Annotated in this window: 22 protein-coding genes, 1 tRNA gene and 1 pseudogene; 11 read left to right on the top strand and 13 right to left on the bottom strand. The window is 58.5% G+C overall.

Annotated elements, in window-relative coordinates:
- The first annotated feature begins 6 nt into the window (after window positions 1–6).
- From DYL59_RS21450 to murB, 4 genes are read left to right on the top strand one after another with little or no spacing between them, the layout of a single operon-like run.
- Window positions 7–192 (top strand): Trm112 family protein, encoded by a 186-nt coding sequence (locus DYL59_RS21450; RefSeq protein ID WP_105522807.1) that lies wholly within the window; start codon window positions 7–9, stop codon window positions 190–192.
- Window positions 189–953 (top strand): 3-deoxy-manno-octulosonate cytidylyltransferase, encoded by a 765-nt coding sequence (gene kdsB / locus DYL59_RS21445; RefSeq protein WP_135290967.1) that lies wholly within the window; start codon window positions 189–191, stop codon window positions 951–953. The genes DYL59_RS21450 and kdsB overlap by 4 nt, the downstream gene beginning before the upstream one ends.
- Window positions 953–1417, top strand: coding sequence for a low molecular weight protein-tyrosine-phosphatase (locus tag DYL59_RS21440; RefSeq protein ID WP_135290966.1), 465 nt, complete (start codon window positions 953–955; stop codon window positions 1415–1417). The genes kdsB and DYL59_RS21440 overlap by 1 nt, the downstream gene beginning before the upstream one ends.
- A complete protein-coding gene (gene murB, locus DYL59_RS21435) occupies window positions 1414–2433 on the top strand; it encodes a UDP-N-acetylmuramate dehydrogenase (protein ID WP_135290965.1) in 1020 nt (339 codons plus the stop codon). Before DYL59_RS21440 ends, murB begins: the two co-directional genes overlap by 4 nt.
- Window positions 2434–2502: 69 nt before the next feature.
- Here the strand turns inward: murB and DYL59_RS21430 are convergent, their stop codons facing one another.
- On the bottom strand, window positions 2503–3174 hold the full coding sequence (locus DYL59_RS21430; protein ID WP_016977342.1) for a Bax inhibitor-1/YccA family protein: 672 nt from the start codon (window positions 3172–3174) through the stop codon (window positions 2503–2505).
- A 152-nt stretch (window positions 3175–3326) separates the two neighbouring features.
- On the opposite strand from DYL59_RS21430, the gene DYL59_RS21425 reads away from it, so the two are divergent.
- A tRNA-Ser gene (locus DYL59_RS21425) sits at window positions 3327–3417 on the top strand.
- Between the two features lie 127 nt (window positions 3418–3544).
- On the opposite strand, the gene DYL59_RS21420 is transcribed toward DYL59_RS21425, so the two are convergent.
- Window positions 3545–4609, bottom strand: coding sequence for a tyrosine-type recombinase/integrase (locus tag DYL59_RS21420; RefSeq protein ID WP_135290964.1), 1065 nt, complete (start codon window positions 4607–4609; stop codon window positions 3545–3547).
- Between the two features lie 4 nt (window positions 4610–4613).
- A complete protein-coding gene (locus tag DYL59_RS21415; RefSeq protein ID WP_135290963.1) occupies window positions 4614–4850 on the bottom strand; it encodes a DUF4224 domain-containing protein in 237 nt (78 codons plus the stop codon).
- Window positions 4851–4948: 98 nt separating this feature from the next.
- Here DYL59_RS21415 and DYL59_RS31425 point away from each other — a divergent pair, with 98 nt between their 5' ends.
- Window positions 4949–5125 carry a hypothetical protein gene (locus DYL59_RS31425; RefSeq protein ID WP_167496704.1) on the top strand — a complete coding sequence of 59 codons (177 nt, stop codon included), beginning with the start codon at window positions 4949–4951 and terminating at the stop codon, window positions 5123–5125.
- Window positions 5126–5162: 37 nt separating this feature from the next.
- Here DYL59_RS31425 and DYL59_RS21410 read toward each other — a convergent pair whose 3' ends face one another.
- Together DYL59_RS21410 and DYL59_RS21405 are read right to left on the bottom strand one after the other, a co-directional pair.
- Window positions 5163–6158, bottom strand: a complete 996-nt coding sequence (locus DYL59_RS21410) for a DNA-methyltransferase (protein WP_135290962.1) — start codon at window positions 6156–6158, stop codon at window positions 5163–5165.
- 20 nt (window positions 6159–6178) lie between these two features.
- Window positions 6179–6958 (bottom strand): annotated as a pseudogene (locus tag DYL59_RS21405) (DNA cytosine methyltransferase); the annotation flags it as partial.
- On the opposite strand from DYL59_RS21405, the gene DYL59_RS21400 reads away from it, so the two are divergent.
- The 4 genes from DYL59_RS21400 (at window position 6908) to DYL59_RS21380 (ending at window position 12255) form a co-directional block, all read left to right on the top strand.
- Window positions 6908–10039 carry a TipJ family phage tail tip protein gene (locus tag DYL59_RS21400; protein WP_420359297.1) on the top strand — a complete coding sequence of 1044 codons (3132 nt, stop codon included), beginning with the start codon at window positions 6908–6910 and terminating at the stop codon, window positions 10037–10039. The pseudogene DYL59_RS21405 and the gene DYL59_RS21400 overlap by 51 nt on opposite strands.
- Window positions 10040–10373: 334 nt before the next feature.
- Window positions 10374–11030, top strand: coding sequence for a hypothetical protein (locus DYL59_RS21390; RefSeq protein WP_135290960.1), 657 nt, complete (start codon window positions 10374–10376; stop codon window positions 11028–11030).
- 59 nt (window positions 11031–11089) lie between these two features.
- On the top strand, window positions 11090–11779 hold the full coding sequence (locus DYL59_RS21385) for a glycoside hydrolase family 19 protein (RefSeq protein WP_135290959.1): 690 nt from the start codon (window positions 11090–11092) through the stop codon (window positions 11777–11779).
- Complete coding sequence (locus tag DYL59_RS21380; protein ID WP_135290958.1) at window positions 11776–12255, top strand: DUF2514 domain-containing protein; 480 nt, start codon at window positions 11776–11778, stop codon at window positions 12253–12255. Before DYL59_RS21385 ends, DYL59_RS21380 begins: the two co-directional genes overlap by 4 nt.
- Before the next feature lie 11 nt (window positions 12256–12266).
- Here the strand turns inward: DYL59_RS21380 and DYL59_RS21375 are convergent, their stop codons facing one another.
- Window positions 12267–13433, bottom strand: coding sequence for an acyltransferase family protein (locus DYL59_RS21375; protein ID WP_167496703.1), 1167 nt, complete (start codon window positions 13431–13433; stop codon window positions 12267–12269).
- Between the two features lie 681 nt (window positions 13434–14114).
- Between DYL59_RS21375 and DYL59_RS31770 the strand changes: the two genes are divergently transcribed.
- Window positions 14115–14669 (top strand): hypothetical protein, encoded by a 555-nt coding sequence (locus tag DYL59_RS31770; protein ID WP_238340750.1) that lies wholly within the window; start codon window positions 14115–14117, stop codon window positions 14667–14669.
- A 200-nt stretch (window positions 14670–14869) separates the two neighbouring features.
- Here the strand turns inward: DYL59_RS31770 and DYL59_RS21365 are convergent, their stop codons facing one another.
- The 7 genes from DYL59_RS21365 to DYL59_RS21335 all read right to left on the bottom strand — a co-directional run bounded on the left by DYL59_RS21365 (window position 14870) and on the right by DYL59_RS21335 (window position 21189).
- Window positions 14870–15415: a TetR/AcrR family transcriptional regulator gene (locus DYL59_RS21365; protein WP_193557569.1), complete on the bottom strand. Its 546-nt coding sequence runs from the start codon at window positions 15413–15415 to the stop codon at window positions 14870–14872.
- Between the two features lie 138 nt (window positions 15416–15553).
- Entirely contained in the window at window positions 15554–16264 is a 711-nt protein-coding gene (locus tag DYL59_RS21360; protein WP_135290955.1) for an SDR family oxidoreductase, read from the bottom strand.
- Complete coding sequence (locus DYL59_RS21355; RefSeq protein ID WP_135290954.1) at window positions 16251–16571, bottom strand: Dabb family protein; 321 nt, start codon at window positions 16569–16571, stop codon at window positions 16251–16253. The genes DYL59_RS21360 and DYL59_RS21355 overlap by 14 nt, the downstream gene beginning before the upstream one ends.
- Window positions 16564–17424, bottom strand: a complete 861-nt coding sequence (locus tag DYL59_RS21350) for a sugar transporter (RefSeq protein ID WP_135290953.1) — start codon at window positions 17422–17424, stop codon at window positions 16564–16566. The genes DYL59_RS21355 and DYL59_RS21350 overlap by 8 nt, the downstream gene beginning before the upstream one ends.
- Before the next feature lie 9 nt (window positions 17425–17433).
- On the bottom strand, window positions 17434–19143 hold the full coding sequence (locus DYL59_RS21345) for a thiamine pyrophosphate-dependent enzyme (RefSeq protein ID WP_135290952.1): 1710 nt from the start codon (window positions 19141–19143) through the stop codon (window positions 17434–17436).
- Window positions 19140–20324, bottom strand: a complete 1185-nt coding sequence (locus DYL59_RS21340; protein ID WP_135290951.1) for an enolase C-terminal domain-like protein — start codon at window positions 20322–20324, stop codon at window positions 19140–19142. Before DYL59_RS21340 ends, DYL59_RS21345 begins: the two co-directional genes overlap by 4 nt.
- Window positions 20311–21189 carry an alpha/beta hydrolase gene (locus tag DYL59_RS21335; protein WP_135290950.1) on the bottom strand — a complete coding sequence of 293 codons (879 nt, stop codon included), beginning with the start codon at window positions 21187–21189 and terminating at the stop codon, window positions 20311–20313. The genes DYL59_RS21340 and DYL59_RS21335 overlap by 14 nt, the downstream gene beginning before the upstream one ends.
- Window positions 21190–21197 lie beyond the last annotated feature (8 nt).

Genomic DNA, 21197 nt, shown 5'->3' with positions numbered 1-21197 from the left:
ACACTCATGGACACCAAACTGCTCGACATCCTCGCTTGCCCGATCTGCAAAGGCCCGCTCAAGCTCAGCGCCGATAAAACCGAGCTGATCAGCAAGGGCGCAGGCCTGGCTTACCCAATCCGTGATGGCATCCCGGTAATGCTGGAGAGCGAAGCCCGAACCCTGACCAATGATGAGCGCCTGGATAAATGACCACTGCCTTTACCGTTGTCATTCCATCGCGCTATGCCTCGACTCGCCTGCCGGGCAAGCCGCTGCAACTGATCGGCAGCAAGCCGATGGTTCAGCTGGTCTGGGAGCAGGCCTGTAAAAGCAGTGCCGAGCGCGTGGTGATCGCCACTGATGACCCGCGCATCATCGAAGCCTGCAAAGGCTTCGGTGCCGAAGCGGTACTGACACGCGAAGACCACAATTCAGGCACCGATCGCCTGGCCGAAGTGGCTACGCAGCTTGGCCTGGCGCCAGATGCCATCGTGGTCAATGTGCAAGGTGACGAACCCTTGATCCCGCCAAGCGTGATCGATCAGGTCGCCGCCAACCTGGCAGCCCACAGCGAAGCACGCATGGCGACCCTGGCTGAGCCCATCGAAGACATCAACACGTTGTTCAACCCGAACGTGGTGAAAGTGGTCAGCGATATCAATGGCCTGGCATTGACCTTCAGCCGTTCGACTTTGCCGTGGGCACGCGATGCCTTTGCCAAGAGTCGTGACGTATTGCCAGACGGTGTGCCATACCGCCGCCATATTGGCATTTACGCTTACCGCGCCGGTTTTTTGCATGACTTTGTCAGCTGGGGCCCGTGCTGGCTGGAAAACACCGAGTCCCTTGAGCAGCTGCGTGCCCTGTGGCACGGCGTGCGCATTCATGTAGGCGATGCCCTGGAAGCGCCGCCTGCGGGCGTCGATACACCGGAAGACCTTGAGCGCGTCCGTCGCTTGCTGGGGGCCTGATGGAGGTCCTGTTCGTCTGCCTGGGTAATATCTGCCGCTCTCCTACCGCTGAAGGCGTACTGCGCCACAAGTTGCGCGAAGCGGGGCTGGCGGCGCAGGTAGAAGTGGCGTCTGCCGGTACCGGAGAATGGCATATCGGCAACCCGCCGGACCAACGTAGCCAGCGTGCTGCCTTGGCGCGCGGCTACGACTTGTCGGCCCAGCGTGCCCAGCAGGTTTCGCGCGCCGATTTTGCGCGTTATGACCTGATCCTGGCCATGGACCACAGCAACCTGCGCAACCTCAAGGCCATGCAGCCCGGACAGGCCAAGGCGCAGCTGGATCTGTTCCTGCGCCGCTACGACTCGGAGGTGGACGAAGTGCCAGACCCTTACTACGAGGGCGAGCAAGGCTTTGAGCGGGTGCTGGACCTGATCGAGCGGGCCTGTGATTTATTGGTGATCGAATTGAAGGGGCGGTTATGACCTTGCAGGTGCTTGCGCAGGTATCGCTCAAGCCATTCAACAGCTTTGGCATCGACGTGCGCGCGCAGTGGTTCGCCGAGGCCCATAGCGACGAGGATGTTCGCGAAGCACTGGCCTACGCCGCCACGCAGGGGCTGCCGCTGCTGGTGATTGGCGGTGGCAGCAACTTGCTGCTGACCCAGGACATTCAGGCGCTGGTGTTGCGCATGGCGACCCAAGGGGTCCGTGTGTTGCAGGATGACGGCCAGCAGGTGGTAGTCGAAGCTGAAGCGGGCGAAGCCTGGCACCCGTTCGTGTTATGGACCTTGGAGCAGGGCCTTTGCGGTCTGGAAAACCTCAGCCTCATCCCCGGCACCGTCGGTGCTGCGCCGATGCAAAACATCGGCGCCTACGGTGTGGAAATAAAGGATGTATTCGCCGGCCTGACCGCCCTGGATCGCCACTCCGGCGAGCTGAGGGATTTCAGCCTGCAAGAGTGCGACTTTGCCTACCGTGACAGCCTGTTCAAGCACGAAACGGGGCGCTGGTTGATCCTGCGGGTGCGCTTTGCCCTCAGCCGAACCAGTCACCTGAAACTTGACTATGGCCCGGTGCAACAGCGCTTGGCGGGGCAGGGGATTCATGATGCGACGCCCAGTGACGTGAGCCGAGCAATCTGCAGCATCCGCCGCGAGAAGCTGCCAGATCCGGCAGAGCTCGGCAATGCGGGCAGCTTCTTCAAGAACCCCTTGGTGTCCCAGGTGCTGGCGGCTGAACTGCAGGCGCTGTATCCGGACCTGGTGGCCTACCCACAGGCCGATGGGCAAATGAAGCTCGCCGCTGGTTGGCTGATCGATAAGGCTGGCTGGAAGGGCTTCCGGGAGGGCGATGCTGGCGTGCACAAGTTGCAGGCGCTGGTGCTGGTGAACTATGGCAGAGCCACCGGGAACGACATCGCCAACTTGGCCCTGCGTATCCAGCAGGATATTGCCCAGCGTTTCAACGTGGACCTGGAAATGGAGCCCAACCAGTACTGAGTCCAGCCTCTAAAAACAAAAATGCCCCGTATCTTTCGATACGGGGCATTTTTTATTGCGCCAGCAAAATCAATCGTCGCGGCTCATGATGCCGAAGATCTGCAACAGGCTGATAAACAGGTTGTAGATCGACACATACAGGCTGATGGTCGCCATGATGTAGTTGCGCTCACCACCGTGGATGATCGCGCTGGTCTGGAACAGGATGCACACGGAGGAGAACAGCACGAAGCCTGCGCTGATCGCCAGTTGCAGGCCGCTGATCTGGAAGAACATGCTGGCGACTACGGCTGCCAGCAGTACGAAGAAGCCCGCAGTGATGAAGCCACCCAGGAAACTCATGTCCTTGCGAGTGATCAGCACATAGGCCGACAGGCCACCAAACACCAGTGCCGTCATGGCAAACGCCGAGCTGACCACTTCCGCGCCGCCAGCCATGCCGAGGTAGCGGTTAAGGATCGGGCCGAGGATAAAGCCCATGAAACCGGTCAGGGCAAATGCCGACACCAGGCCCCAGGCCGAGTCACGCAGCTTGTTGGTCAGGAAGAACAGGCCGTAGAAGCCGATCAGCACGACGAAAATGTTCGGGTAGCCGACGCGCATCTGTTGAGCCACGAACGCCATCACGCCGCTGAAGGCGAGGGTAAGGGCGAGCAGGCCATAGGTGTTGCGCAACACGCGGCTGACTTCAAGTTGCTCAGCCTGCGCGTTACCATTCACTGCGTAATTCTGTTCGCGCATGGCGACACTCCTTCGGTTTTGAAACGTTCAGTCGCAAAGATCATAACAGACGCTCTGTAACAAGCGATGGCGAGAGTTTGACAGTGTGTTTCATTCGGGTATTATGGCGCCCGCTGAGACAGGATGAGCTATTCTAATCCTGTGATGCACAAGGGAAATTGGCAGAGTGGTTGAATGCACCGGTCTTGAAAACCGGCGAACGTTAATAGCGTTCCCAGGGTTCGAATCCCTGGTTTCCCGCCAAGATTCAAACGAAAGCCCCGCGATTGCGGGGCTTTTGTGTTTCTGGTATCCAAGAATTGGCTGGTCTCGGCCTCGTGTCGTTTCCGCATCATTTCGAGCGCTTTCCGCAACTCCTTTGGATTCGTGATCAGCGAGTTGGCTTTACGATCTCGCCGACACGTCTGTAAACAGTCTCTGTGATGCGCTTATCCGTGTGCCCCAGAAGGCGGCTGGCATCGCCCAGGTCCAAGATTTCGCTGGCCGCTTTAGGGCGGATGTCGCGGAACTGGAAGTTGCGGATGCTGGCCGCAAGCACGCCGTCTCCATTCTCCTTGGCTTTCGCAATTGCCTTGTCGCGCGCGTCGTCAAAGCGCAGCCGAAGCATTGGCTTGGTCACCTGCCTGCCGTCCTCGGTGATGATCAGGTACGGATTTCGCACCCCACGGGCACGCCGCTGTTCGATCAGCCGCTCTACCAGCGCGCCTAGGTCATTCAGCACCCCTGATGCCGTCAGGCGAATACGCAGCTTTTTGTTCGTCTTGCCCTGGGATACCTGCAGGAACTCGTTAACCGCGTCTGCCTCACGCATCGACAGCGTGTCGGCGGGGCGCTGCGCGGTCAGGTAGGCTAGGTCCATCGCGTCGCGCAACTCCGAGATGGCCACCGCGTAAACGGCGCTCCATATTTCCTCGCTTGCGTAGAAGTCCCTCGGCGCCTCTTTATTCTTGCGCACGCCGGCGGCGGGGTTGTTTTCGGTGACTCCCCACTCGCGTGCAATGTTATAGATGTGCGACAACAGGGATATTTCCCGGTTTGCCCGCACCTTGGCAGTCCGGCTGTCCCGGTACTGCGCGATGATCTGTGGCGTCACCGCCTCGATGGGCGCATCGGTGAAAGCCTTGCGCAGCTGTTTCAGGCTCAGCAGATTGTCGCTTTGCGTCTTGGGCGCCTTGCCCGGGATGATCTCCCGTTCATACCAATCAAACACCTGGCCCAGCGGCGCGTTCTTCTTGGGTACTGGCTTGCAGTCGAGCTTTGCCCATTCAGCCTTGGCGATATCCAAGTCACCCCCGAGCGGGATTTCCACCCGCTTCCCGTCTTCATTCCTCCCGTCGTAGTAGTACCCAACCCACTCTTTACCGCCTTTCAGCGTGCGCACACGCCGAATCATTCGCGGCGGCAGATCCCTGTTTGCCGCCTTTTTCGCTCGCATTTCTTCATCCTACCCGTGACAAATCCAGCGACCAGGCCTCGGCCGCGACGTTTTCTGCTGATGGTTTCACGCCTGCCAGTTTCATGCGGGCATATACGCGGCCCACTACTGGGCGCCTGGCTCGGGTCAGCACGTATCTCCAGCCGTTTCGGTTGAGCCATGCGATCTGGCCGGACGGGATCATGTAGCCGGTGATTGCCGCGATCTCTTCCTCGGCAAGGGTTTCGCTCTGCATTTCCATGGTGGTGTCCTTGCCGCTCCGGGCGGCAGAAGGTGGCCCGCCGCTCACCGGCAGGCACATGTGGTTTAATAGGAAAAATTCTTGAATGGAATCGAACGATGGATAAGGCGTTCAAGCAGCCGATATTCGTAGTGGGACTGCCGCTTACGATTTGCGGATTTGTTTTCGGGCTTACTGGACTGCTGGTGAGCGGGACATTGGCCTATGTAGCGCCGGGGTTTTTGATACCTGGTTTGGTGTTCATGGTGATTGGCTGGCAGAAGCGGGATAAGTAAGTCGCCGCTCACCGGCAGGCATGTAGGGGGATTGGGGTTAGGCTGCTGGGTGTTGCGCGGTATCTTGGAATACATCCATTTGAGCTGAGCCGTCGAGCCACGATGCTGCTATCCGGCGCTCAGCCATTGCTGCGTATTCAGGGTTCAGTTCGCACAAGATCGATTTGCGACCTTCCTGCATCGCGACCACCGCCGTAGTGCCGGCACCCCCGAAAGGATCAAGCACTACACCGCCGACTGGAGCTCCAGCAAGTATGCATGGGCGTATTAAGTCGGTCGGAAAGGTGGCGAAGTGGGCACCTTTGAATGGCCTTGTCGCGACGGACCAGACGCTGCGGCGGTTACGCTTCTCACCGCTGTAATGCGCTTCTTTCCGATCAGGCCGATGTGTCCCGTATGCGTGACCTGGAATGGACTTCTCGCGCTTGCTCCCCTCTCTCTTAAAAGTAGTCGCGTTGCCAGTTTGACCTCCGATTGCTTCCTCCTTAATCGCGACATGGTCGAAGTGATAACGCTGCGATTTGCTCAATAGAAATATGTATTCGTGAGATTTTGTGCAGCGGTCGGTAACGCTTTCCGGCATCGGGTTTGGTTTCTGCCAAATAATGTCTTGGCGCAAGAACCAGCCATCTGCCTGCAGCGCAAAGGCGACAAGCCAAGGTATTCCTATCAGGTCTTTAGGCTTTAGGCCTGGCGGAGTTTTTGGCCTGGCGTTAGCCCATTGCTCAGGATTTTTTGCGCTTCCCTTCGACTGCGGGGCGTTCTTCGTCCCTGGGGCCGTTGAGCAGTAGCTATCCCCGAGGTTTAGCCAAAGGGTGCCATCGTCGCGCAGAACCCTCTTCACCTCGCGGAATACATCGACCAGTCGAGAGACAAATTCTGCAGGTGTTTCCTCAAGGCCTATCTGTCCGGCCATACCATAGTCACGCAGCCCGAAGTAGGGCGGTGACGTGACACAGGTGTTTATCGACTGGTCCTGCAGCGTCCGCATCGACTCAATGCAGTCGCCGATCAAAACGCGATGCTGTTTCATGGCCTTGGCCCCTTGTAGATGGCAACCCGGCGTAGGGTGGCGTCGGCCAGGTCTTTCTTGCGCCCGAAGATGCTTTTGCCCAAGTCGGTGAAATCGATGCAGTCAGCAGCGGTCTTCCACTTCTGCTGACCCTTGACCGGGTTCTTAGCGTGGGTTGGCTCAGGCCACACCACCGGGCGTCCATCGCACCGGGCGATCATGAACAGGCGCTCCCGGCTGGTCGGCGCGCCGAAGTCGCACGCCTTGATCACCTTCCACTCCACCACATAGCCCATGCCTTCCAGCAGGGCCACGAAGCGTCGCCAGGTGCGGCCGCGCTGTTTCGGGTCAGGCACCAAGAACTGGTTCGACACCGGCACTTGCTCGCCTGGGTCCGCCACGCGGTTGGTGGTCTTCCCCTTCTTGGTCGGGTGCGGCACCTGGTCCAGGGTCACCACCCGGCCGGTGGCCTTGTCGCGCTTGGCGATCAACCGGCCCCATTGCAGAATCTGCTTCACGTTCTCCAGGCTGATCACCCGGGGCCGCTTCATGCCTGCCCACTTGAGGCCTATCCACGACAGGTTGCGGATTTCGCGCTTGCGCGGCTGGCCGCCGGCTGCCTGGGAGTGATGCGTGCAGTCCGGCGACATGTGGAACCAGCCCACGGCCTTGCCGCCGCACTCGGTATCCGGATCACCCTCGAACACGTCGGTGGTGAAGTGCTGTGCGCCGGGGTGGTTCATGGTGTGCATGCTGATCGCCTGCGGGCTGTGGTTCTTCGCCACGTTCACCGTGCGGCCCAGACCCATCTCCAGCCCGGTATCGCCGGCAGCAAAGGTGGCGAGGATAAGCCGCGCCCGTCCGTTGAGGCGCCGGACAACCTGCAGGGCATCGCCTTTGCGCAAATCCTTGATCTTGTGAGCGAGGGTGATATCGGTGGGTTGGTGGATGGTGAGCGCTCTGCTTTTCTTGGCGAAACTCCGATTGCGAACGCAGATAGCACGCGGAATTTCAGCGGGGTGACCCTCGATGTTCGCACTGGCAGTCAGGACCAGTTGCATATTCCAGGCTTCCCGTCAGTCGAGAGCGAGATCGCTGTCGGTGTTGAGCTCCGCTACGATCAGCCGTGGGTTAGGGCGGTGAGCAATCTGCAGCTTTCCGCTGTGCGCGTTCGCATTTCGGTGCCACGCCTGGCCCAGACAAACACCACAAATGGCGACACCAACGGTTATACCGTGCAGTACCGGATCGAGCTTTCTACGGATGGTGGCCCATACGTGCCTATGGTTGATTCGGCCTTCAGCGGGAAAACCTCTACCAAGTACGAGCGCTCCCATCGGGTCGACCTGCCTCCTGCCAACAGCGGGTGGCAGATGCGTGTGGTCAGGGTGACGCCAAACGCAACCAGCGCCGCAATTGCAGATACTACAACTATCGAAGCGGTCACGGAGATCATCGACGCAAAGCTGCGCTATCCGGGCTCTGCGATCATCGGGTTGCGGTTCGATGCTTCGCAATTTCAGTCTATCCCGACTAGGGCGTTCGATCTTTACGGCCGGATAATCCGCGTCCCGAGCAACTACGATCCTGCAACCAGGACCTACGCAGGCGTTTGGGATGGCAGTTTCAAAAACGCCTGGACCGATAACCCGGCCTGGATCTTCTACGACCTGCTGCTGCATTACCGCTACGGCCTGGGCCACCTGCTGAATGCTGGCCAGGTCGATAAGTGGGAGCTGTACCGGATCAGCCAGTACTGTGATCAGATGGTGCCGGACGGCAAGGGCGGTACTCACCCACGCTTCACCTGCAACCTCTACCTCTCCGTACGCGCCGATGCCTTGCGCGTGCTGCAGGATCTGTCCACGACATTCCGTGGGATGGCGTACTGGGCTGCTGGTTCGGTTACCGCTATTTGCGACATGCCAGAGGATCCGGTTTACACCTATTCAAATGCCAACGTTATCGACGGCAAATTTGGCTACTTCGGCTCAGCGAAAAAGACACGGTACACCGTCGCCCTGGTGAGCTGGAACGACCCGGCAGACTTCTACCGGCAGAAGGTCGAGTACGTAGACGACCAAGCTGGGATCAGCCGCTACGGCATTCAGCAGACCGAGATTACTGCTACCGGATGCACGTCCCAGGCTCAGGCCCAGCGGGTTGGTAAATGGGCGCTGCTCACAAATCGCCTGGAAACCGAGAGCGTGGGCTTCTCCGTGGGCCTGGACGGGACTCTTGCGCGGCCAGGGCAGATTATCCGCATCGCAGACAACGACCGGGCAGGTCGCCGTATTGGCGGGCGCTTGCGCTCGTCAACGCTTGACACCCTGGTGCTCGATGCCGATGTGACTGCTTACCCGGGCGACACCATCACGCTGATCATGCCGAACGGAAAGGCCATCTCCCGCGCGGTGAAGTCCGTGGGCTACCCGCTGACTTGGGACAGCACCGGTATTACCTGGGATAACGGCGACATCACCATGGACACCACGGGCTTCCCGTCGGACGTGCAACAGATCGTGTTAGCAGAACCGCTGGCCGACTTGCCGCCCACGCACTCGATGTGGGCCATCGACTCTGCGACCCTGGCCGTGCAGCAGTTCCGCGTCATGTCTGTGCTTGAGGATTCCTCCGATACGGAGATCAAGTTCACCACCAGCGCGGTTCGCCACAACTCCAGCAAGTACAGCGCAATCGACAACGGGAGCCGCATCGAGCAGCCGCCGGTGACGGTGATCCCGCCGAGCGCGCAGCCGCTGCCGATCAACGTGACAGTCAGCAATGACCACTTCGTCGATCAGGGCAGCGCCATCAGTGTCATGACGATTCAGTGGGAGAAGCCGGATTCGGCAATCGCCTACGAGGTGTATTGGCGCAAGAACGATGGCGACTGGATCTACCAGGGTCGCACCGGCACCACATCGGTCGATGTGAGCGGAATCTACGCCGGGCGCTACGTGGCCAAGGTGCGGGCGATCAACTCGCTCGACATCGGTTCGGTGTTCGCCACTTCGGCTGAAACCGTGCTGAACGGCAAAACCACGCCGCCGCCGGTCGTATCGTCCTTTACTGCACAGTCGATTGTGTTCGGTATCAAATTGCAGTGGTCTATTCCCCAAGACCTCAGCACTGCGGACCTGCAGCGGACCGAGATCTGGTACAGCGAGAGCACCGATATCGCCACAGCGGTCAAATTCGGCGATTACGCAAACCCACAGACTGACCTGACGATCATGGGCCTGGCCGCTGGCAAGCGGTTCTTCTTCTGGGCGCGCCTGGTGGATCGCATCGGGAACATGGGGGCGTTTTTCGGCCCGGTTGACGGCCAGTCGTCTTCGGATGCAGGTCCCATCCTGGATTACCTCACCGACCAGATTTCAGAGACGCAGCTCAGCCAACACCTGCTGGAAAAGATCGACTCTGGGGGCGGCGCCCAAATTGAGATCGAGGCGCTCAAGACGGAATTGGCGGCGATGTACAGCATCAAGACCCAACTCACCGTCGACGGGAAGCCTTATTTGGCAGGCATCGGGGTAGGCGTGGAGAACAACGAAGGGATCATCACCAGCCAGGTGCTGATCGCTGCAAGCCGTTTCGCGATCATTGACCCAAACACTACGGACGTCTTTTACCCATTCGTGGTGCAAGACAACGCGGCGTACATCGACACGGCCTTCATCCGCGATTTGTCGATTGGTGTGGCAAAGCTGACCGAAAGCATCCAGTCGAAGAACTACGTGCCAGGGAAGACCGGGCTGATGATCAACTTCGTCACCGGCGAGTTCGAGTTGAACAGCACCGTAGGCGTAGGGGGGCGCCAGACCATCAATAACCGTGGCGGCAAGGTCTTTGATGAGGCTGACACCAAGCGCTATCAGTGGGGGGATCTTTCTGCATGAACTACGGCGTAAGAGTATGGGGGCCAACTGGTGCTCTTGAGTTAGATGAGAACTCATTCACGGTAAGGGTTGTTTACTCAGCACTCGCTCAAAAAACAGCAGCGATTCCGAGTCGTTCGATATTCATACCTATCGCAGGAGTTACACCGGCAACGCATTCGGCCGTGTGCATTCCTGTTGGCGCATATCCCACTGACGCACAAGATTATCGGGGCATTCAATACACACCGATTGTTGGGAATGGTGGGGTGACTCTGTATTTTGGTCAGCCAAGTACTAACTCAGGTCCGCTCGGAATTGCTGTTCAGAGGCTTTTGGTAATGAGGTACAGATAATGGACTATGGGGTTGAGTTTACGAATAACAATGATGTCGTGATCCTTGACTCTGAGTTTTCCAGACTTGTGGCTTTGGATAAGGGCACCTGGAGCGGAAATGGATCTGGAGTTTTTGTCCCCTTTTCAAGGGTCATAACCACAGCCGAGCCTCCGCTCGTGTTCGTGAGGCTGGGACAATCAAACACCCTATGCTTCTGCGTTATCACTGGGTCTTCTGGTAACTGGACAGGATTTTCGTTCAGGGGGATCAGCGGTAACGGCACCTCTGGTACCTGGTTTGTCGCGGCGTTTCAATCTTATCCCACGGCAAGCTTCGGATTCCGCATATGGGACGCAAATTCCAAACTCTTGTTTGATAGCGGAACTCCAGCAGCACAGTTTACAAGAACTATTACAGGGTGGGGTTACCTAGGATCGTCTTCTACCGGGCAAGGCACATCCAGGCTTAGTTGGACGGCATACTCTCCGCTGGATACTGGTGATTTCATGCTGCTTAATAATATTGCGATGGATATTGCAGGTAGCACGTCGCGACAAGGAAATATGTACGCCGTTTGGGATTATGCGAATAACAAATTGGTGATGCAGGTCGTAGGTGTTGATATCCAAACTTCGCTGTATACGCCTGTGGTATTTGCAAAGCCAATTTCCTGACTGAACGTTTTAATTCAACTAGCCGCCATGAGCGGTTTTTTTATTGCCTGGAGAAAAGTATGCCTATCACCGAGCAGCAGTTGCTGCAGATCCTCCCGAACGCCGGCCCACGAGCCGGCATTTTTGTGCCTTCGCTCATCCGGGCGATGCTTCGATTCAAGATTGATACGCCGAAGCGCCAAGCCGCTTTCCTTGCTCAGGTCGGGCATGAGTCGGGCCAACTGAAAAGCCTGGTGGAAAACCTGAACTACAGCGCCGATGGGCTGGCGAACAGTTGGTCGAGCCGATACGCGGAGCCAGACGGGAAGGGCGGCTACCTGAAAGTTGACGTGAAGGGCCGCTTGCGCAACAAGCCCAATGCGTTAGCGCTGAGCCTGGCCGGCAAGCCCGAGCAGATCGCGAACAACGTCTACGCCTCCCGCATGGGCAACGGCTCACCGGTAACCGGTGACGGCTGGAAGTATCGCGGGCGCGGCCTGATTCAGGTGACGGGCAAGTCGAACTACATCGCGGCCGGTACTGCCTTGCAACTGGACCTGCTGAATCAGCCTGAGTTGCTGGAGCAGGCGGATTGGGCGGTGATGTCGGCGGCGCACTACTGGGACGCCCGTGGCCTGAGCGACCTGGCAGACGCCGGCGCATTCCAGGACATCGGTAGCATCATCAACACCGGCCAGCAAGGGCGTGTACCGAACGGCGCCGAAGATCGAAAGGCGCTGTACGACAAAGCCCTCAAGGTGTTGGCGTGACGCCCTGGCAGATCCTGGTCTCGATCCTGTTGGCGATGGCCATCGCCGTCGGTGGCACCTGGCAGGTTCAGGACTGGCGCTACGGTAAGCAGCTGGCCGATATCGAACGAGACCAGGCGCTCGCGATAACCGAGGCTGGCAACGCTGCCCGCGAAGAAGAACAGCGCCGTCAGGCGTCCGTGAATAAGGAAGCAAGCGATGCGCGAGAACAGAACAAAGCTGCGGCTGTGGATGCTGGCACTGCTGATGCTGCTGGCGACCGCCTGCACGTCGAAGCCGACAAGTTTGCCGCCAGTACCTGCCCCGGCGATTCCGGAGCTACCCAGCGAGGCGCGTCAGCCACCCGCGCCGCAATGGTGCTCTCCGACCTGCTCCAGCGGGCTGACAAAAGAGCGGGAGAGCTGGCGGCTGCGTATGACCGGGCACGAATAGCTGGGCTGGCCTGTGAGCGTAGCTTTGATTCCATACGTCAATGACTGATATGACTTTAAGCCACAGCTTTACTGTGGACAGATGAGGGCTTTATGCGCTTGGCGTAAAACTCTTTTATTGCTTTTGAGCACGGTTTCTCGATTAGAAAGTATGAGGCTATAGATAATGCGATTAGAAGTATTACGAAAACTGAAAAATTAATCGTGGCAGATTCGAATGTTAACTGGGCAGGGATCATCTGAAAGGCAAGGTGAGCTGGCTCTTGCAGTATGTAAAGCGAGTAGCTCGACTCCCCAAGCACTACAAGTGCTGGCATGAGGGCTGCCTTTTTTAACAAATTGTTTGCAATTGCGCAAAAGTATATCGCAGGCGTGAAAAGGATTGCAGTGAAGCTGCTTGCATATGCTGCATGTACGCCTGTTGTATTATCTATTACGGGGCCGTAGTCTATTACTTTGCCAATAGCAGCAAATAGTAAAACACTGATAACCAAAGAGGTTTTTTCGCCAATTACCTTTCGCAAAAATCCTGACTTGAAGAATAGTCCTGCGGTAAATCCTAGTACAAAGCTGCACAGGTGCGCGGGAGGGAAGTAGTTAATGAGGGAGTGAGTGGCTGTTCCTGGCCCACTATTTGTGCGGCTGAAATGGCTAAGGATGACTTGGCTTACAAACCAAAAAAACACTGCCGATGCAAACCAGGCCTTTAGGCTTATATTTTTCTTTGAATCAGCCATTAGAATCAGCAGTGGGCAAATTGCATAGAAGAATATTTCTACCGAAACTGACCAGCCTGGGTAATTTAAAGATGTTGCGTACTTAGGGAGCCATGATTGAATAAGGGAGGCAGATATAAGGAATCTGCCGTTAAATGAATTCCCTGATATTATCACATAAGCTATCAAGGCTATTAGGTATATCGGCAAAATTCGGGCTATTCTGTTTACGTAAAACTGCGATATGGAAATGTTTTTCTTTGTATTTGATATCGCCAGAACGAACCCAGAAAGAACAAAAAAGAAAGTGACCATGATCGGGCCGCAATTCAATATTGTTGGCAAACTTGCGTATATAGATGTTCCGGACCCGTAGTGGAAAATAACAACAACAACTGCTGCTATAAAGCGCAGAAACGTAAGAGACTCCAGTCTCTCTGCGGTGCTGGTAGAACCTGTGCTGCTCGCTTCAAATGTTTTTCCAGCCAGCCTGATTGGTTTGGGCACGGTTCCTTTGCCTCTCGAAATGTGTCGTAAATGTACGCTTTTTGAAATAATTGGCGCGAGGATACCACGCCAGGTAACTGCGGGTGCCTGCCTGTTACGGTGCGTCCGCTCTTGTTTGGCGGTCATCCGTTGCCACGAATGCCGACAGTTCGCCGAGCAACCGATGATTCTCCATGAACAGGTGGTCGCGCTGACCGGCGACCAGGTCGATGGGGTGTCTCAGATTTGGGAGGGATGTTCGTCGGCAGGACGCCGGGGGAGGGTAAAATCATTTCCGCAACTCAATATGCACCCCTTGATCTACGCGGCTTTCAGACCGGTCAGAAATGCTTTGGTGTGGAAATGATGTTTGTCTAAGTCATTGTTTTGTATTACTAAATCGCCAGTCTTGAAAACCGGCGAACGTTAATAGCGTTCTCAGGGTTCGAATCCCTGGTTTCCCGCCAAGATTCAAACGAAAGCCCCGCGATTGCGGGGCTTTTGTGTTTCTGGGGTTCGAGAAACGAAGTTCGGTTTTTTGCAGGGCAACCGAAACTTCGTTTTTCAGAGGGGTTGGTGGCCGCACTAACGAGCTTTTACTCGTCATCTTTTTGTTTTTTTACTATTATCGTCCGTCTGCGCACTCAAGGAAGAGAGGTTGAGCTCCTTGAGGCTGGTAGAAAATGTTCACTCGATCATCGAATGAGTTTTGACTTTTACCCAGAACCTAACGACTCAGCCAACCGTAATTACTTCTTGGTGGAACCGATGGATAAAATGTGTGGCATCGTTGTAGTGGTTGGACTTGCCCTTTCGGGATGCGCGACGAAAACGCCAGAAAAACCTAACGTGGCTCCACCTCCTGCCGTCGTCCAGGAAGCTCCTCCTGAGGTCGCACCGTCGAAACCCGAAAATTGGACTGTGCGCTATGAGGCTGCACCTGCTGCCAGCGCCCCGGCCCATGCCGCTCCAGAGGCCGCTCAGTCCGAGTCAGACACAGACTTGAACCAGAATCGCGCTGAGCAATGCCGTAAAGAGCTGGATGTTTTGAAGATTTACAACAAGGCGTCTTACGCTAAATACGAGGCGCAATACCAGGCCATTGCTGCCAAGACTGCCAAGTACATGGAAGTTAAAGACTCATTGGGTCCGGATTTGAACTACATGGTGATGCCCGCTTATCAATTTCAGATTCGTGAGTTCTGCTTCCGGGTGAAGACTCGTCTGTCGGAGCTTGTGCTTCGCCAAGCCCGATAATGATTTCATGTTAGGGCGTGTTCGAAATCTCTGATTTCCCGCCAGGATTTATACAAAAAGCCCCGCACTAGCGGGGCTTTTTGTATGCGGTCAATGGTCTACGCCCGGCTAGGTCACGTTGTCGTGGCTGCCAAATCGGGGTGACCGCCCAGGCATGCACAAACTGCTATATTCCTGGCTAAAGACGCCACTCGCGCCTCTCACCGAATCTGCTTGCCCACATTGAACCGCAGCAACATCAGCGCAGCATCGCACGCGTCACTGGCGTAAGACCCCTCGCCAAAGGCCTGCGCATTTACCGTAGCGCCGTCCAGCAACATCATGATGTAGATAGCAAGCGTCGCTGCGGTTTCGGGGGTGTGGTGGCGAGCGATCACGTCTTCTATGAGCGCTTGCATCTTGCGCTTGTAATCAAGGGCGATCTCACGGATATCCGACTGGTCCGGGAACTCGGCTACCGCCCGGCCAAACAGGCAGCCGGCGAAGCTGGTGGAGCAGAACCATTGCCCGCGCCAATCGAAGATCGCCATGATCTTTTCATCCAGGCTGGGCTTTTCCTCGGTGCGTATTTTCAACTGCTCGATCAGATGATCGGAGCGCTGGGTCAATACGGTTTTCACCAAGTCCTCTTTGCCGTTGAAATTGCGGTACATCGTCATCCTGGCGATCCCTGAAGCTTCGATGATCCAATCAACACCCACGGGGTGGAAGCCGTACTGGGAGAACAGTGCAGTAGCAGTGTCCACGACATGTTGTTTCTTCGATACAGACAACTCAGGGCTCCAAGTCAGTAAACCAGGTAGAGGCAAGGACCGTAGCATTGGTGATGTAGAACAGTCTATATCAGTGCGGGCACGGCACCTTGCCTCGGGGTTGGCAGCTATTTAAGTGAAGGTCACGGTATCGCCGCCATCCACGGCCAGTACTGTCCCGCTGATCATCGCATTCGTCGCCAGCAAGAGGGCGGCGGAGGCGATGTCGGCGGGGCGTGCGACGCGCTTGACCGGCAGCGCTTGGCTGCGTTGGTTCATTTTCTCGACCAGTGCTTGCGGGTGCAGGCCGGTGTCGACAAAACCGGGGGACAGCACGTTGACTCGTACGGGCGACAGCTCGCTGGCCAGCCCGCGTGCGAACCCTTCCACGCACGCGTTGACCGCGCTGATCAGTGCGGTGTGTGGCCCGGCGCGCTGGGCGAAGCGCCCGGAGATCAGGGTCAGCGAGCCGCCTTCGGCGAAGCGCGCAAGCCGGGCGATGTGGTAGGCCGCCCAGAACTTGCTGTCGAATATCCGTTGTGCATCTTCCAGGGCCACCGTGCGCAGGGGGCCGAACGTCAAGGAGGCGGCGCTGACCACGATGTGGTGCCAGTGCGTGGGCTGTGCAAAAAACTGTTCGAGTTCGACCGGGCGGGTCACGTCCAGTTGAGCGGTGTTCACGTCAGCGCCGATGTCGTGCGCCGCTTGGCGCAAGCGTTCGGCACTGCGTCCGGCCAGCGTGACGCTGGCGCCCTGTCGATGAAACAGCTCAGCAATCGCAAAGCCGATGCCGGCCGAGCCGCCGATGACCAGCACCTGGGTGTTGCGCTCAAACGAGAACATGGCGGTCTTCCTCTTGTGGCAAGGGGGCGGTTTGGGGGTAATCGAAGATCAGTATCTGGGACAGTGCGCGCAACCGCGGGCGGAACCCCACATGCAAGGGGTGGGCGCGCCAGCCTGGCAGGACTGATTCATCGGTGAAGGTGAGGATGAAGCCCAGGTCAAACCCCAGCGAGCGGTCGCCAGCGTCGGCGATGACCTGCACCGAAACCAGGCCGGGTATCTGCCCAGGGAAGCCGTGCAGTTCTTCAAGCAGCGTGGACAGGGCGGCTTTGTCATGGGTCTTGAGCAAAACGATGCGCTTATACATGGGCGTGCTCCCACTCGATCAGGTTGCTCAGCCGGGGGCCGCTGTCAAAATCGCAGACCACTGTATCGCCATGGCTGAGGTGGATGCCGTAGTCGGCGCTGTTGCGATCAGCGCCCAGGTACACATAGATCAGGGTGCCGGGCAGGCGCAGGGAGGGGTGCTCCCACAGGGTATCGAACAGGTCGTTGGCGTCGTAGCACAGGCACGACAGGCCGGTGCGAAAGCCTTGTTCCCAGTGCAGGTCGCCTTCTCGATAGATAGACGTTCGGCCTTGAATCAGCTCGGGCAACGGCCGCCAGTAAAGCAGGTGGGAAATCGCGCTTTGCTGAAGTTTTGCGTACGCCAGGTAGTTGCGCTTGGACTTGGCCAGGGCAATGTCGGTGAGGTCGTTGCCGAAGGTGTAGCCGACGTAATTGGCCGTGCCGTTTTCCGCCACCAGAAACAGCGCCACCACTTCCGCTTCCTCGCACGCCGAGAGTGCGCCTCGGCTCATGCGCAGGATGTCGCCGCTGCGCTTGAGGCTGTCGGCAAACCCCTTGATGAAAAAGGCCGGGCGCTCATCCTTTTCCGGTGGCGTGGCCACCTTGCTCTGATGGGTCAGGCCGAAACCGCACACCATGCCTTTGCGTGGGTCGGGGGGCAGCAGGCAAGGCAGCAACTCAAAGCCCGACAGGTCTGTGGCGGTGATCGGCGCCAGGGCCTGCTGGCGCAGGTAATCCAGCGGGTTCTCGCCTGCTGTTGCCTGAAGCACCTCATACAGGCTCGGGACCGCAAAGAGGGTGTAGCGTCCAGCATCGGGCGCACCGCTGACATAGCGCTGGCCGTCCCGTTCACACTCGAAAATAATCGACATGGGAAGCTCCTAGAGTGTCTTGATTTCAAGCAGGGCAGGTTTGCCGTGGGCGGCCATGTAGGCCAGGCACTCGCTGATTTTTTCCTGGATCGTCGCCGGTGTGTCGGCGCTGCCGGGGGAGTAGAGGTCAAAACTGTTTGCCAGTGCGACGAAGTCCACCTCGTGTTCGAGGAAGCTGGTCGCCAGATTGGACAGGTCCTGCGGACGCTGACGCAAGTCGGCGATCCGTTCGGCATGCTGCTTGGAATTAAGGTAGAGCCGGTTGTTGATCACCAGCACCAGCAGCGGAATGTCGTAGGCCGCCAGGGTCCATAGCGCGCTCGGGGTGTAGAGCAGGTCGCCATCCGATTGCAGGTTGATGCACAAGCGGTCGGTGCCCTTGTGGGCCAGTGCGCCACCGATGGCTGCTCCCAGCCCATAGCCGAGCCCCGCGCCGCCACTCATGCCGATATAGGCCTCGCTACGGTCGATGGGCCAGAGTTGGCGGACCAGGGTGTCAATGGTCACGCTGCCGGTGTTGGTCAGCACCCAGGGGCGCTGACCGATGGCCTCGTGAATGGCGATCAGTGCCTGGGCAATCGTCAGGCCCTGCGCCGGCTGCGACACCTGTGCCAGCAACGCCTGGTTGCGTGCCCGCTTGTGCTGGGCGATGCGTTCAAGGCGCTCACTCACCTCGGCCGACACGCTGCGGGTGCGCTCCCTCACGGCGTGCTGGATTCGCGCGATGGAGGCGACCACGTTGGCATTCAATGACAGGTCGGCGTTGACCAGTTTCTGGCTGTCCGCCACCCAACTGCTGATCAGCAGGGAGTGGGTGCCGAGGGTGGCGATATACAACCCTGCGTGGGGTGCTTGACCGGAGTTGGCGAGCAGGCCGTAAAGGTCCTGGACCTCCAGCGCCAACAGGAAATCGCACTCGCCCAGAAGGTGCGCATCGTGGTCCTGGAACACCAGTGGGTGAGTATTGGGCACGTTGTAGCGACCGTTGCGCGAAATGATCGCGGCCCCGGTGTCTGTCGCCAGCTGCAACAGCCCCTCGGCCTGCTCGTCATTCAAACCGGCGTAGTCAACGGCGATCACCGGATGTCGCGCGGCCAGCAAGCGCTCGACCAATACCGTCAGTTGCTGGTCATCCAGTGCCGGCAGGCGTTCCTTGGGCAGTGGGCCGGCGGGCAGGGCAAGTCCGTCGGTCAGTGGCTCTTCCTGTACTGCGCTGTCGATGGCGATGTAGCAGGGCGCATGGGGTTCGGCGGCGCAGAGTTTCAGGGCGCGCTGGACCGACTCCAGCGTCGCAGCCTGGGAGATCGGCATATCGGTCCACTTGGTGTAGCCACTGAGCAGTTTGTCGATGGCCTGGGAGGTGTGGATCCAGTCGATCCACGGGCGGCGCAATGCCGCGTCAAGGGGGCCGTTGCCGCCCAGTACCAGCAGCGGCACCCGATCGCACCAGGCGTTGAAAATGGCCATGCTGGCATGCTGCAGGCCGATGTTGGCGTGTACCAGCACCGCCATGTGCTTGCCGCTGGCTTTGTAATAGCCGTGGGCAATCGCCACGGATATTTCTTCGTGGCAGCACATCAGAATCGCCGGCACCGCAGGGTCAGGGTGATGCACCAGTGAATCATGAATGCCGCGAAACGACGCGCCAGGGTTGAAGCACACGTATTCGATGTCCTGGTTGATCAGGAGGTCGACAAGCAGATCGGAAAAGTACTTCATCGCACGCGCTCCAGTCGAAGAGGGGTTTGGCAGTGGCCGGCTGAACCGAGTTCGTAGCGATAGGGCGCTACATCCGGCGTCAGCGTGCAGCCCAGGCCGGGCCGGGACGGCGCCGACAAGTGAATGGCATTGTGCTGTCGGTCGACGGCGGGCACGGGGTCGATCAGGGTGCTGGTGAAAAAGCGGTCGTGCTGCCCGGCCTCCACGCCGATAAAACCGTCGTAAACCGTCAGCAGTGCACGGTGTGCGGCAATCAGCGGCCCCACTTCGGCGACTTGAACCCCCAGGTACACCGGCATTTCCCACAGGCGACATTGCTCGATCATTTTTATCGTGGTCAGCAGCCCTGCGCATTTGGCGATGCGCAGGTTCACGGCATCCAGCGCCTGGTGCCGGAAAGCCTGCTCCAGGCTGGCCGGCGAGGTCACCGATTCATCGAGCATGATCGCGATACCCTGATCCAGTCGCGCGCGGCGATAGTCGTCGAAGCTGCCCTTGGGCAAGGGTTCTTCGAACAGCGCGACATTCACTGGGCGAAACTGCCGGTGATAGGTGAACAGCTGCTCGGGCGACCAGCTCATGTTGGGGTCGACGTAAAGTGACAGCGGCGGCCCCAATGCCCTGATCGACGCCAGGCGTTGCAGGTTGGCGCGCGGGTCGTCAGCGAGCTTGACCTTCAGCGCCCCCACGGGGTTGCGCTGCTCGAAAAACGCCGCCACCGGCTGGGACAGGTCCAGCACCTGAGTAATGTTGACCTGGGCGGGCAAGGTGCCCCTGCCAACAACGTCGGTCACTTGCCGCAGGTAGGTCGCCAGTGGCAGTTCGGCCTGGTGCGCAAGCGCGTCCAGCACCACCATTTCCACCAGGCACCGCGTATTGTTGCCGGCGTCCTCCGGCAGCCAGGGCAGGCCGTGTTCGTAGAGGTTGCGGCCGCGATCGATCGGGTCGTGGGTGGCGAGGGTACGCCCCAGGCGATCGAAGTCGATGCGAGCCAGGTCGGCCAGCACGCTTTCGCAATCCTCCCCGGTCACATACCGGCGCGGCGCGCACTCGCCGATACCGGTGAGCGCACCGCGCGTCCACCGCAATACGACGCTGTCGGACGTTTGCCGTCGGTGGGCGCCGTGGGTAAACGGGCTGGCCATGGGTTGGCGGACGAGGTAAGCCTCAGGCTGCGTCATAAGCGTAGCGCCCGTTGGCTTTTACAAAGTCCGCGGTAAAGCGCACGACTTGATTCATGGCGGGCGTGAAAAACAGGTAGTGCTTGTCCTGGTTCACCAGCAATGTCGAGCCGTCGTTGCACAGGCGCTGGAAGTGACGCACGGTGGCGCTGACGTCCACCAGCGGATCTTTGTCGGCACAGATGAACAGGCTGGGTGCCTCGATCGGCTGGGCATCCGCCGCCAGGTATGCCTTCTCCAGGGCCAGCAGTTTCTTGCGCTCGTCATGGCGCAAGTGGGTGGTGGCCAGTGCGTCATTGCGGATGAATTCGGCCAGGTGGGGGTCGGCCGTAAAGTCTTCGGCCAGCAATCCCGAATCCCACAGGCTTTGGCGGTCGTCCATCTCGATGCCGGCACGTTCCCGCTCGCTGAGGCGATCATGCATCTTCCCCAGCCACGCTGAGCAGATCACCAGGTTGTCGTAGCGCAATTGGCTTTCGGGCCAGCTGGCAATGGCCGCCAGCACCGAGCCGCCCAGGCAGTGCCCGAACAGGCACAGCGCAATCTCCTCCGGCACCTCCTGGCGAATGTGCTCGATGGCTGCCCTGGCATCGTCGTGCAAGGTCTTGATATCGGGAAAGCCGTGTTTCTGGCCGCTGCTGATGCCGCAACCTTCACGGTCCAGGGCGTAGAAGGCGATGCCCAGGTTGGCGAAGGCGTTGCCCACGGCCCACAACCAACCGGCATGGCTCTGCAGCCCGTGGAAATACAAAATCGCGCCCTCTGGCCGCTGCGGGCGCCAGACATGCAAGGCCATCCGGCGTTCTGCCTGGGCCAGGTAGTGGACCTCGCGAGCAATGCTGTGCTGTAACAGATGCATATTCATGAGTGCCT

The organism is Pseudomonas kairouanensis, from assembly GCF_004682055.1.
In the GTDB taxonomy this organism is placed as follows: Bacteria; Pseudomonadota; Gammaproteobacteria; order Pseudomonadales; family Pseudomonadaceae; genus Aquipseudomonas; species Aquipseudomonas kairouanensis.
The sequence above is the reverse complement of the archived record's forward strand: the minus strand, read 5'-3'. Positions and strand labels throughout refer to the sequence as shown.